Source organism: Peribacillus sp. P4_D6, from assembly GCF_056401795.1.
Genome location: NZ_JBFUIQ010000002.1, coordinates 44784 through 58205, shown reverse-complemented (window position 1 = coordinate 58205; position 13422 = coordinate 44784). Strand labels below are relative to the sequence as shown.

Annotated in this window: 11 protein-coding genes and 1 pseudogene; 6 read left to right on the top strand and 6 right to left on the bottom strand. The window is 37.3% G+C overall.

Annotated elements, in window-relative coordinates:
- Window positions 1–100 precede the first annotated feature (100 nt).
- From AC1DVB_RS02040 to AC1DVB_RS02025, 4 genes are all read right to left on the bottom strand, one after another.
- Complete coding sequence (locus AC1DVB_RS02040; RefSeq protein WP_274604997.1) at window positions 101–1234, bottom strand: Ger(x)C family spore germination protein; 1134 nt, start codon at window positions 1232–1234, stop codon at window positions 101–103.
- Window positions 1235–1239: 5 nt separating this feature from the next.
- Window positions 1240–2751 (bottom strand): spore germination protein, encoded by a 1512-nt coding sequence (locus AC1DVB_RS02035; protein WP_477587959.1) that lies wholly within the window; start codon window positions 2749–2751, stop codon window positions 1240–1242.
- Window positions 2723–3826, bottom strand: a complete 1104-nt coding sequence (locus AC1DVB_RS02030; protein WP_477587957.1) for an endospore germination permease — start codon at window positions 3824–3826, stop codon at window positions 2723–2725. Before AC1DVB_RS02030 ends, AC1DVB_RS02035 begins: the two co-directional genes overlap by 29 nt.
- Window positions 3827–4674: 848 nt before the next feature.
- Entirely contained in the window at window positions 4675–5424 is a 750-nt protein-coding gene (locus AC1DVB_RS02025) for a TerC family protein (RefSeq protein WP_095679481.1), read from the bottom strand.
- Window positions 5425–5951: 527 nt separating this feature from the next.
- Here AC1DVB_RS02025 and AC1DVB_RS02020 point away from each other — a divergent pair.
- A complete protein-coding gene (locus AC1DVB_RS02020; protein ID WP_034313120.1) occupies window positions 5952–6131 on the top strand; it encodes an H-type small acid-soluble spore protein in 180 nt (59 codons plus the stop codon).
- Between the two features lie 234 nt (window positions 6132–6365).
- Here the strand turns inward: AC1DVB_RS02020 and AC1DVB_RS02015 are convergent, their stop codons facing one another.
- Window positions 6366–7136, bottom strand: coding sequence for a GH25 family lysozyme (locus AC1DVB_RS02015; RefSeq protein WP_477587954.1), 771 nt, complete (start codon window positions 7134–7136; stop codon window positions 6366–6368).
- Window positions 7137–7826: 690 nt separating this feature from the next.
- On the opposite strand from AC1DVB_RS02015, the gene abc-f reads away from it, so the two are divergent.
- Together abc-f and AC1DVB_RS02005 are read left to right on the top strand one after the other, a co-directional pair.
- On the top strand, window positions 7827–9464 hold the full coding sequence (abc-f, locus tag AC1DVB_RS02010; RefSeq protein ID WP_477587952.1) for a ribosomal protection-like ABC-F family protein: 1638 nt from the start codon (window positions 7827–7829) through the stop codon (window positions 9462–9464).
- A 533-nt stretch (window positions 9465–9997) separates the two neighbouring features.
- Window positions 9998–10834, top strand: a complete 837-nt coding sequence (locus tag AC1DVB_RS02005; protein WP_098187000.1) for a DUF2935 domain-containing protein — start codon at window positions 9998–10000, stop codon at window positions 10832–10834.
- 94 nt (window positions 10835–10928) lie between these two features.
- On the opposite strand, the gene AC1DVB_RS02000 is transcribed toward AC1DVB_RS02005, so the two are convergent.
- Window positions 10929–11273: a hypothetical protein gene (locus AC1DVB_RS02000; protein ID WP_057276208.1), complete on the bottom strand. Its 345-nt coding sequence runs from the start codon at window positions 11271–11273 to the stop codon at window positions 10929–10931.
- A 342-nt stretch (window positions 11274–11615) separates the two neighbouring features.
- On the opposite strand from AC1DVB_RS02000, the gene AC1DVB_RS01995 reads away from it, so the two are divergent.
- The 3 genes and pseudogenes from AC1DVB_RS01995 to AC1DVB_RS01985 form a co-directional block, all read left to right on the top strand.
- Entirely contained in the window at window positions 11616–12083 is a 468-nt protein-coding gene (locus tag AC1DVB_RS01995; protein ID WP_057276210.1) for a DUF2306 domain-containing protein, read from the top strand.
- Window positions 12084–12492: 409 nt separating this feature from the next.
- Complete coding sequence (mscL, locus tag AC1DVB_RS01990; RefSeq protein ID WP_268572780.1) at window positions 12493–12891, top strand: large conductance mechanosensitive channel protein MscL; 399 nt, start codon at window positions 12493–12495, stop codon at window positions 12889–12891.
- A gap of 347 nt (window positions 12892–13238) precedes the next feature.
- Window positions 13239–13418 (top strand): annotated as a pseudogene (locus AC1DVB_RS01985) (transposase); the annotation flags it as partial.
- Window positions 13419–13422 lie beyond the last annotated feature (4 nt).

Here is a 13422-nt window from a genome sequence, read left to right as displayed (position 1 = left end):
TGTTGAATATATCATTTACATTAGCTGCCATATCATGATCATTGAAAACGGGTTTGAAGAAAGATTCTGTCATGGCAGCCTGCAATCCACTTTTGAAGGATCAATTCATGTACTCATATTTATAATCGCCTGTTATTTTAATACCAACTTCCACCTGAATATTACGGATTGATCCTTCATTAAGGCTAAAACCCTCTTTAGAAATTTCTTTCCATTTTTTCAAATCCTTTCTGTAGATAACTCCTTCTAAATTATAGATATCTATATTTTTTTCAAGAGCATATTTGTAGGTATCCCTGATTTCTTTCTCTAATGCCCCTTGGATTTTTTCTTTAAGGTGGGGTAAGGAGATGTTTTCTTCCATATCCGTTATGGCACCTTCTGCTTCAATTGAAATATCGAATTCGACTGCATCATTTACATAGATAGGCTTTATATTGAATTTTGGCCTCATTAGAGATATTTGAACATTTTTGTTTTTGTTGATTTTTATTCCAATTGGGGACCTTACCGTTGATTTTGTTAACCATCTCATCCCCCCAAGATGTTTATTTGCTATCTCCCCCTTTAGCTGATTATTTTTAATAAAATAGGACCCTGATAGTTTTACGGTGTTCTGTGCTTTTTCTTTTGCTTTCCATACCTCATTTTTTAATGAAATCTTCGGTAGTTTTATTGTCATCCCTGTTTCATAATTTTGCGTATAAAATCTTTGGATCCTGATGGGTTCGACAAAGGATCTTAATTTATAAATATCCATCGGATTGAAAATGCTTGTTTGCACTGAAGAGCCGAATAAACTATTGACAAAGAGAATCTTTTCTAATGAATCATCCGTTCCATATAACCAAGTTGTTTCCCTAATTTGCTGAAATCTTAAAATGGGGTCGTTTACGTTGTCCAATCCATGTTTTAGTAAGCTTTCAGAGAAAATGATCAATTTAACATGAGCCCAATAAATATACTGGTTTGACCTTTTATAAATGTCATTCATGGCCTCATTCATTGTTTTCCCGCGTCCCTCGGCGACCCAAACAGGTGTTGGTTTTGGTTCCAAGCCTTCTTGTTTAGCCACACCGGCAAAAGACGTCACCTGCACATAAATGACATACTGCCCATTCTGATAATCTATTCCCATTGCACTTATATATTGAATATCTTGAATATCCTTGGTATCCCAGCAGCCACTTAAAAGAGCAACGCTCATTACGAATAGTATAAATCTAAGGATCATTTTCATTAGCGATTCCCTTTTGTTCTGTCCTTTGTTTTCAGCATTTCGGCTCGTTTCTTTCTAAAGAGATATGGCTTCACAAAGACACCGCCCCCTAAAAGATCTTTCAAGGATAGTGGTGATATAGGCGCTAAGTAGGGTAAACCAAAAATCTGCAGCCTTGATAAATAAAGGATAATGGAGAAAACACCGAGAAAGAATCCGAATAAACCTAAAACAGAAGATAGAAATAATACAAAAAACCTGGCCATGCTTACAATTCCACCTAAAGATTGATTGATTAATGTATAAGTGGCTACCGCAGTAGTACCTGCCACCACCAACATCGTCGGGGATGTAATCCCTCCTCTGATTGCCGCATCCCCTATAATTAACCCACCCACAACGGCAAGTGATTGACCGATTGCTTTTGGGAGTGTGATCCCTGCCTCTCGAAACAACTCAAATAAACCCAAAATCAAGAAGGCCTCTTGTTGAGGTGATATGGGCAACCCAAATCTAGATACGGTTATTGTCGCCAAAAATGGGAAGGGGAGCTGGTCTAATTGAAATGATATTAGTGCTATATAAAAACCTGGCAGAAATATTGATACCATTAGTCCGAAAATGCGAAATAAATATTCGAAATTTGTATAGTAAGATGGAGTATGACGATCTTCCGCGGCTTTTAACAATAATGCAATATTGCCTGGTCCAATTAAGGCAGTTGGTGACCCATCCACTAAAATGGCAAAGCGCCCATTATTTAAACTGGCTACAGCATAATCCGGCCTCCCTGTATAATCAAATAACGGGATCAGGTTGAACTTACTGTCTGATAAAAATTCTTCAAGTTCAGTAGTTCCCAACAAGATATCTGTGTTTATTGAGGAGATTTTCCTTTTTACTTTTTCAATGGTTTCTGGATTTACAACATCCTTCACATATAATAAATTGATTTTTGTCTTGCTCCTTTTGCCAATAGTAAATGCTTGATTTTCGAGTGATGCCGTTTTATATCTTTTTCTGATCAACCCTAAATTAACAGAGATATCTTCGATAAATCCATCACGTGGACCTCGGATGGAAATTTCACTACTTGTTTCTTCGGGACTTCGATTCGGGATGCTTGGTAGGGAAAACATAAATAATAATTCCAATTCTTCAAATAGCATCAGGACCATCCCGGAAAATACGTTTTCCTCCACATCTTCTTTTATAGTGGAGGAAGGGAAAACCCTACTGACTTTAAATTCGTCTTGCGGATCCTCTATAACCTCTTCTTCCTTCAGTTTAGAATTAATGAATACACTACCTTCAAGCCGTGCTACTGATTCCCACAATTTTTTGACATCGACCAACACCTCTGAATAAATCAAAGTACAAATAAGGGCCGGATCTGTTTTCCCCTCAGATGTAATGATATGCCTTTTGAATTTTACATCCGAGCTCATTCCGAATAGTTCATTGAAATATTCCGTCGTTAGTTGGATTTCCGAAGAACTCCCCTTATTTGCCTTGTTCAATAGAGGCTCCATTCTTCTTCACCCTTTCTTTCAAAAAAATGACTATATTAATGAAAAAGGTTATAACCAAAATGCTAATCACACTCAATTTAAAATAATATCGTTCCGTAAAATTCCTGTATGCTGGAATGTCGATTGGTATACAAAGCGCAATGATTAAGGAGACTGATATAGCAAGCAATACAATTTTTTTTATTTTCTTTGTTTTAATTTGAAACAGTTCCCCCATTAGGAATATCGATAACGAAACACGGATAAATGCACCTGAAAGCCATTGGTATATTGATAAAAAATCCAGCCGGTTCAAATACTTACCCATGGTTAGTAACCGCCATTGAGCGTATGCAGGATTGCTTATTTTTGCAGCCTGTACCGGACCAAACTCTGTAATGGAGCCTATTATGGGTCCCATGCTGATAAACAAAAGAAATAAACCTAAAAAAAGTAAACTCCTGAACTTTATATCAGTCTTTACAAACTGTTGAATTAAAACGAGAAGAAAGATCTCTGTAAAACCTCCGCCTAGTATTACGATACCGTCCCAAACAGGTGTAATCCCATTTTCAAAAATAGGGAAAAGCAAGGAGTAATCCTTATACTGTATATTTGCCGTCATAATCATAAATCCAAGTACAACAACAAGGGGTAAAACCAATCCCCCGGCAATGGCTATTGTTTTGATTCCAGCCTCGGCAGCAATAAAACATAGAATGATGAAAGGTATGAATAATATATATTCTGGCGTTTGAATCATATAAGTACTTTTCACCCAGGAAAATGTGCTATATAAAGTGACAAATAAGTTTAATGAAATATATAAGAAAAGAAGGATTTTTATAGTCCAGGCGGCGAGCGGGTGACTGTGAGTATGAAGCCAACCAATGATATGCTGTTGCTTTGTTTTACTTATTATCCAATAAACCATGGGAAGCCATAATAGAAAAAGCATCCCGGTTACTAAAGTACTTATCCATGAATCTCTTCCGGATGCACCAAGCAGTGAAGGCAAAACGATAACATGGTTCATCAACCCAATAGATAGAATCAGTACCATTGTTGCTTGAAAAGTAGATATACTTTTTATCATGTGACACATCCCCTCTCTTTTAATATGAGGAGCCATTTTTGTTTTTATTCATACGGTGCATCATTTCTTTAATGGAGAGACAGATAGGTAATTGAGTCCCTCCCGACAATAAGCTCCGCTGAATCACCTGCCATTTATCATCGGCTTTGCAATGAGTAATTTTTAGAAGCATTTTTTGTTTACAGGTCAAAAAAGTTTTGTACGTCTTCATCAAACGCACTACAGGCACTAGCTTTTTTTAAGATGGTGCCTGTTGGCGTTTTATCCCTTATAATGTATCCTCTGAGTATGAATGGCACTTTAAGATGTTAGCTTTATAGGTTCTTCATTGATAGTTTTTTCTATACTGCTGCTTTCTGCTTGATCCTCTTTAATCCATTTATTGAGAGATATCGAAGCCATCGCCATAATTAAGATGAGTGTAACGTAGGTAATGACGACTACTGGTTGAAGTGCATGCAGTCCTTCTCAAAACATCATGGAAAACGCTAAAGTTCAATGACCAAAGTCCAAAATATTTTGTGCCATCCAGCTAGCTCTTAATCTAATGACAACTTTTTTGATGCTGCGCTTGCTACTGTGAATGACGAAGAGTCTAGTGTAGCTAAAAGAAAAATAAGGGTGATAATGATTATGGCAAACAAGGCAAATACTGCAGCCGGGAAGGCTTTGGTAAATGGCAGCAATGGCAAAAAAGCACCTCCAATTGTTAGACATCATTCTAACAATTGGAGGTGCAGTTCAAATTTGAAGTCTGTCTAAAGTTCTAATTTGGCAACGTTTACAAAAAAATAACCCTAAGGAGCTCATTCAGGGAATTAAATGAACTATTTCAACTCTTAATAACATTAGTGATTTTGCTTATCGTTTTTTACTGTTTTTCCAGATAAAAACCATCCGCCTATAGCGATAAGAAGCATGACAGACCAAAAGATTATATTCCAAACCGGTCCTTCAACAAAATCGTGAGAGATAATGTGCACGGCTGGATGTGCAAGGGTATGCATTAATAACTTAACCCCTACCCAACCAACGATTAACATGGCTGCCGTTTCGAGGCTAGGCCGCTCCGTCAGTACCTTAACGAAGTATCCTGCCGCAAACCGGATGACGATTAAACCTGCAATGGCCCCTAATAAAATAACAATGAATTTTGCCCCATCCATTCCTCCTATATCCCCCATTGGCGTATCTGGCAAGGCAATGACTAGAGCGACTGCAGCTAAAATGGAATCAATAGCAAAAGCAATATCAGCCAATGCAATTTGCGCAACGGTCATCCGGTAGCTTTTCCCTTTTTTATCTTTTTCTCCGTGATCCCTTTTTAATAAATGCTTTAATGAGATGAAAATCAGATATGCAGCCCCAATGGCTTGAACTTGCCAAACATGGAAAAGGTACGAAATGATGAAGATTGCACCAATCCTAAATATAAAAGCCAAAAGCAATCCAATATTAATCGCTTTTTTTTGCTGTTCTTTTGGTAAATGCTTTGACATTATGGCTAAAACCAATGCATTATCAGCAGATAATAAACCTTCTAAAAAAATTAGAATAATTAACACCCAGCCATATTCCAATAATAACGATAATTCCATGATACCCCCCTAAAAGCATGTAAAAGAATGCGTATATGACTTCAAACCCAACAACACTTTCTCCTCCAATATTGTCCCATCTTCTCTTCTTCCTTATTCAATCCTTCCGTCCAATTAGCTTACTCCCTATTTAAAGTAAAGCATCCGTCAGCTCTATAATATTCTTTTATGCTTAGACTTCATTCCAATTGGTTAGGATTTATATCTCCGCACTTCGAAAAGCACCAACTTCCTATTCTTCCATTAAATGATATTTCTGTCATATATTTTTATGATGTTCCTGGCATCTGCCATTGTACGGAGATATTCGTAACAAAAACATAGTCACTTTCATTTGACTCAATATTTTAGGTGTTAATAATCCCCATCTTTTCATACAAGCTTAATTAAAAAGAGAGCTAGGGCGGATAACATGGAAAGGTAAACATCATTGTTCCTTATATGATTTAGTTGCAACATTAATCAAATGAATAAAATCAAGGATTTCCCTAAATAATAGGAAGACTAATTAACAGGGAGGGATTTATATGGATGCTAAGCGTGTAAAGCAGATTCTTTCGTCTTCATCTGACATTGAGGTTAGATATAATGGCACTTCAGTTTGGATTGATAATTTAAATGAAGATGGAAGAACAGCTACAGTACATCTAAGAGGCCCATTAGAGGAAAGATCTGACGTAGCAATAGACGAACTTAAAGAAATATAATATCCATTAAAATAAGCTCCTCTTTAATAAGAAGAGCCAGTTTGTCTACGGTAAATTAAGGATTTGTACAAATTGTACGTTGATCTACTCTCCAGGCATTCGCTTTCCGCGGGCGTTCCGGGAAGCCTCCTCGGCGCCTTTGCGCCTGTGGGGTCTCCCCCTGGACTCGCTTTTCCCGCGAGTCTCGCACACCCGCTCCCCCTACTTGTTTTGACCTTTTGAAAGTTCCTTTGCTCATTTCAACCTTAATTTTTGACCGATATTAATTTTGTCTGGGTCTTTAATTCCGTTTAGACTGACAAGCGATTTTACGGTTGTTTTATGTTTTTTTGCAATGAAGCTAAGTGTGTCGCCTTTTGTTACAGTATAAGTTGAGATTGTTTCAGTTTTAAATTCATGTGGTTCGTCAGTCCTAACAGTATTTATGGTATTTGTAAAATCCCTATAGGCTATATTCAAATCCACCTTTGTGCTGATTCCACTTACCTTACCTGAATCAGAATGCTGCCAAATGTCCGTGTTGCGTCCCAACGTCCTGTTGTATCTGGCAATCCAAAAAGCGTAATTCTTGAACCTTGATTCATCTAAATCATTTTCGAGAAAGTATTTACCAGTATACAGCATAGCCGTGTATCCAGCTTTTTCAATGGCTGCTAAAAAAGCGATTGCGGCATCGGTCAGCGTTTTTTTATTTGCCTTTTTTTTATTTTCCTCAAGATCAAGAACAACAGGGTAATTTAAAGCAAACGAGCTGATTGAATCTAAAAAATAAGCAGCCTCAGCCTTTGCTTCTGCAACAGTTGCAAACTTTGCATAATGATAGGCCCCGACTTTCAATCCCGCTGCCAATGCTAGTGGTGCATTTTCTTTGAAATAGGATAGCTTAGAATAACTCGTTCCCTCTGTTGCTTTAATGAAAACGAACTTCACGCCTGCCTTTGCAACTTCCCCCCAATTTATAGCACCTTGCCAATGTGAAACATCGATTCCCTTGATATATTCCATATTAAAGTCCTCCTTAAGGAAATAACCCTATGGGGGTAAATGTTTTATGATTTTAACATATCCCTTAAAAAAACATCATATAGTGAAAACTGCAGGCTGGTTGCCCACTGCCCACCTTATAATAAGATATTTGATTGGGTTAAAACAATTTTAAATCTTTAAATTTGGCTCTTTTCGTAAAGATTGTTGTTTTTAAAACGAAACTATTTAAGGTTGATTGGAGCGGAAGTGCGAGACTCCTGCGGGAGCAGCGGGACAGGTGAGACCCCTCAGGCGTTTACGCCGAGGAGGCTTACCGCCCGCACCAAGGAAAGCGAGCATCTGGAGGGGAAATCAACCACACCTCACTACTTGGTAAATAGCGACAAAGTATGTTAAAACAGCCTTAAATTCAGATTGAAAGCAAAGTAATATGCTGTTTCCTTTTGTTTTCAAAGATTATTTTATGCTATACTGATTTTATTAATATCAGAAGGGATGATGGGTGGCCGATGATTAACTAATCTTATTTTTAAAATTTGAAATCGCATATTTCAAATCATACAAAATAGGATTAGTCTGCCCATTTTCTATAAATTTTAGAGCTATCGTAAAAATAGCTCTTATTTGATAATGCACAGGTACGACTAATCCTTCCAAATGAACTGGGAGGATTTTTTTTATTCTCCCTTAAAGAGAGGGATGGATTATATGAAAGAACTTTTAAAATTAACCAATATTAGTTATGAAGTATTGGACCAGAACATTTTTGAAAAAGTTAATGCTACAGTTCAAAAAGGCGAGATCATCGGTATCATTGGTAAAAATGGTGCCGGAAAATCTACGTTGTTGCAATTAATCAATAATGATTTAGAGCCTGCACATGGACAAATCCAATGGCTGCAGCAAGACGTGAACGTTTTTATGGTTGAACAAGAAGTCGAGTCCCATTCTTCAGAAGATAAGACGCCTTCAGAGGTTAAATTACTGGATAAAATGCATGTACCAAGCCATGACTTCCGACAATTAAGCGGGGGAGAAAAACTGAAAGCCCGGTTAGCAAAAGGACTTTCTAAAGATGCTGACCTTTTACTATTAGATGAACCGACGAACCACCTTGATGAGGAAAGTTTAGAATTCCTCAAAGGACAAATTAAAAATTATGGAGGTACCATCATTTTTGTTTCGCACGATCGTTATTTTTTGGATGCTGTAGCAACGAAAATTTGGTCGATTGAAGATAAAAAGCTAATTGAGCACAGAGGGAATTATTCCAGTTATATGGAGGTTCGCAAACAGAAAAGACTTACACAACAACGTGAATATGAAAAACAGCAAAAAATGGTTGAACGGATTGAGGGACAAATGAAAGAAATCACCTCTTGGTCAAAAAAAGCCCATTCCCAATCGACCAAAAAGGAAGGAATTAAGGAATACTATCGCGTAAAAGCAAAGCGCATGGATGCACAGGTAAAGTCTAAACAAAAGCGTCTTGAAAAAGAGCTTGAAAAAGCAAAAACTGAACCTGTTGAACCAGAATACACTGTACGCTTTTCAATTCATGCAAAAAACAAGATGGGAAAACGTTTTTTGGAAGTTAAGAATTTAACTAAGTCTTTTAACGGTCGAACACTATTTAAAAACGTCAATTTCACGATTCAACATGGTGAGAAGGTTTCCATAATAGGTCCCAATGGCAGCGGAAAGACGACATTATTAAAAATAATCCTTGGACATGAAACTTATGCGGGCGATGTATGGATTTCACCATCTGCAAAAACAGGCTATTTGACGCAGGAAGTGTTTGATTTACCACTTGAACTAACACCCGCCCAGCTATTTCATAAAGAAACTTTCGAATCTAGAGGGCACGTTCAAACTTTAATGAAGYATTTAGGCTTCACGGTATCTCATTGGACAGAACCCATTAAGAATATGAGTATGGGTGAGCGAGTGAAATGTAAGTTAATGGAATATATATTAGAGGAAAAAGATGTGCTCATTTTGGATGAACCGACAAATCACCTGGACTTAGCTTCACGGGAACAACTTGAGGATACTTTAGCACAGTACACCGGAACGCTACTCGTCGTTTCGCATGATCGATATTTTCTCGAAAAAACGACAAGCAGCAAACTCGTCATTTCAAATAATCGCATACAAAAGCAATTGTATGAATCACCCTTAAAAAGAGATGATCTAGAAGAACTGCGATTAACGCTTGAAACAGAAAGACAAGAAGTTTTAGGAAAGCTTAGCTTTATGACTCCAAACGATAAAGCGTACACAGAACTCGACCAAAAATTTAATGAGCTTACGAAAAAAATAAATGAACTTGCTGACAAATGACTATCAACTGTAACTTATTGAAACGGATAAATTAAATGTAGAAACCCTTAGAATGATTTAAGTCTAAGGGTTTTTTAGATAGGCTCTTTTCGTAAAGATTGTTGTTTTTAAACGAAACTATTTAAGGTTGATTGGAGCGTCCTGCGGGAGCAGCGGGACAGGTGAGACCCCACAGAGGCTTACCGCCCGCACCAAGGAAAGCGAGCATCTGGAGGGRAAATCAACCACAACTCACTACCTGGTAAATAGCAACAAAGTATGTGAAAACTGCCTTTAGATAAGACTCAAATCGTCCAGGATTTTTGTACCCCCCTCAGTTCGAAATCGTTTTTCCTTCCTTTATACTCGCTTACTTTTCTTCAAGAACATGGATGAATCACGGTATTTTTCCTACAAGAGAAAACAAAAAAACTCATTGGTTTGAAGTGTTAAAAGGATATCGGTAATGATAGGATTTGCAATTCGAGCAGAATAATAATGCCCCCTCGTTAATATGCTTTTAATGATGGATTTGTTAAAAGGGGGCATTAGTTATGAGTGAGAACATACAGGAAGCCAATATGAGGAATAACTCGGGAATGTTTGTTGCACGCTCTTTAGATGAGATTCGTTTTTGGTCAAGAATAATGAAGGAACACTCGTTATTTCTAAGACTGGGTTTTAGATGTGAAGATACACAGTTAATTGAGGAAGCTAATCAATTTTATCATTTGTTTGAACGGATAGAACAGCAATCCCATTCATTAACAAATCAAGCTGATCCCGAACAGATCAGGAGATTTAACACGGAGGTCCAGCAAGCTGCTACAGGCATATTTTTATTTAAAAGAAAAGTATTGGGATTAATACTCACGTGTAAATTGCCTGGTGCGAACAATTTCCCGCTATTAGTTGACCATACAAGCAGGGAAGCCAATTATTTTAGAAAACGATTAAAAGAATTAAATGAGGGTAAATTGAAACCTCTTGCAGATGCGATCATCAAAGAAAATGTTTTCTTTTTAAGAATCATGGCGGATCATGCAAAATTCATCGGACATCTCCTTGATCCATCGGAAAGAAAGCTGGTGGATATGGCGCGAAACTTCAGTAATGATTTTGATCAATTAGTCTTTCAAGCCGTAGACTTAGAGTCCATGAAACCGCAATCACAAACCGCCCCTCTTTTGGATCAATTTCTAGATCAGAACCGCGTTTCCGTCGTATCACTTCGAGACTTTAAGAAAACGGCCAGGGATTTAATCGAAGAATGCAAAATCAAGAGCATTATCCATCCACTTTTGGCTGATCACGTTTTCCGTGAGGCCGAACGATTCCTTGAAATTATCGATATGTTTGAATCCCACCTTACAGGTGAAACATACAATTAATTAGAGGTTTTTATATTATTGCTATTATTGATTAATAAATTCAAATAAAAATTGGCCCTTCTCGATATAGAGAAGGGCTTTGATATGTAAAAAGTTAAGATTGGGAGTTCACCAATGTTTCAAGTTTCTCTTTATCAGAAACAGAAATCCATGGTAAATCCTGATTGACTTCATTAATACCAGGTTGGATAACGCGGCTATTTAAGAGGTCACAAATACACTCATTTATTAATTGGATATCCTGGTCTGATATTTTTCGGTTATATGCAGCGGCTCCTGTTTGTTTGGTTATCCCCCCTATCAAGCCTCTTTGATTTAAAGAACTTCTGATCACTTCTCTTATAGCCTCTATACTAGTCAACGGAAATACATCAAGGTGCTTAACAATCATCCTAAAAATATCCTCTTTAGATAAATCCTGTTCAATATGCTGTCGCAATTATTCCACCCCCATTTGTCAAAATATTCTCCAAATGAAACGTAAAATCCTCCTTTTTCCCTAAAAAGGACGATACAATTCCCTTTTGTGTACCGCACTGACCCTTTATTCCAAATATAGAAATTAACACATAAAAACCAGATTCACTGACGATTTTCCGCAACAAATACAGCGCCTGACCGTTTTGAAAGGATGCTTCATTGTATGGAAACTCATCCGCCCTAACCGAATTGATTTTTTCTTTGAAAATTAACATTCATATTTTTGGTAAATATTTGTATTATAATAAAATAAATATTTAATTTGTTACATTTTGATAAAGATTATTTAACGAAGGGAAGGTTGCTTATCTTTAAGACCATTCTGTTCATTCACATTTGCGCTGGAGCAATATGTCTTATTAGTGGAATAGGTGCTATGTCTTCAAAGAAAAAAAGAGGTATGCATACAATTTGTGGTGAAATTTATCACAGTGCATATGTTGTAGTCTTTGTCACATCCCTGACTATGGCAATATTGAATTGGGAAAGCAGCGCATATTTATTTTTCATTGGAATATTTTCATATTCTTTCGCATTTATAGGCTATATAGCTGGTAAGAAGAAATGGAAAAACTGGATTGCCTCTCATATTAGCGGGATGCTCGGTTCCTATATCGCTATTTGTACAGCAATTCTTGTAGTAAATGTATCCAATATAACTATCTTGAATGAATGGAACCCATTAATTTTTTGGTTTCTTCCAAGCATTATAGGTTCTCCTCTGATATTGTTGGTTGGAAAGAAGTATAAAAAATCCAATTCGATCTAAGTTCAGTCCAAATACCCCCTATTAACAAAAACCATTTAACAAATCCCAAAACAAAAAACCCTTCTCAATTAAGAGAAGGGCTTTTAACAATGGAGGAGTACCACTTAGGGGGTAGTACAATAATATAATTATCGCCAAACGAATACATTTATATTCACCCCCTTCCTCAAGTTGGTGAAAACGGCCTTGCGTGACATTGAAAAATGACGCCATAGTCGTTCCGCTCTGCCCTCCCAACGTTTTATCTCCTTTGATCGGAGTGTCGTGATTGGCATTATATTAACGGATTCAAATGATTAAAAGGTTGGATGGTCCTATCTTTGGTATTAAGGATGCCTCTTACACTATTCAATTTTCACCATGTTTCTGATATGCTTYTATCAATTGAAAAAAGAAAGGTGTAGTTACAATGATAAAGGAATTCAAGGAATTTATTACTAAAGGAAACGTTCTCGATCTTGCAATAGCTGTTGTAATGGGTGCTGCTTTTGGGAAAATCGTTTCATCACTAGTCGAAAATATTATCACACCGCTAGTTGGAATTATATTAGGGGGGATCAATGTTTCTTCGTTAACCATTAAAGTTGGAAACGCAGTTCTTAAATACGGTATATTTGTCCAAGCTGTGATTGATTTCTTGATCATTTCATTTGCGATTTTCATGTTTATGAAGGTAGCGAATTCTCTTATTAGAAAAAAACAAGCGAACGAGGAAGAGGTATTGGAAGCGGTACCGGCATCCGAGCAATATTTAAAGGAAATCCGTGATCTTTTACAAAAAAATGCACGGCAGGATGAAACATCGTAAGTATATACTGAATCAGTGAAAAAGTGCAGAAATAGTCAAAAATCAGAATAAGAAAAAGCCCCTCTCTTTAATGGGAGGGGCTTCAGACTGTAGAYAAACTCGATGAAAATCGAGTTTGTCTATTTTTATGGCYTGTACAATKTGGACGTTGATTTCCACTMCAGGCACTCGCTTTCCGCGGGCGGTCGGGGAGCCTCCTCGGCTTTCGCCTGCGGGGTCTCCCCTAGACGCGCTTTTCCCGCAGGAGTCTCGTACCTTCCGTTCCAATCAACTTTGTCTTACCTTGATAGAACACTTTTGCCTGGAGTCATTTTTGTTTTAAAATAGAAGTATTAAAACTTGAGGTGATGAGGATGCTTTCTAAATATGATTCTATTCAGCGAGATCAACTTGAAATGATTWCTTTAGATCAACTGGTGCCACCGAACCATTTGGTTCGTAAAATGGAGGCTGCCATTGACTTCACTTTCATTTATGACTTGGTGAAAGATATGTATTCAGAGKTAGGACGCCCAAGTATTGATCCAGTTA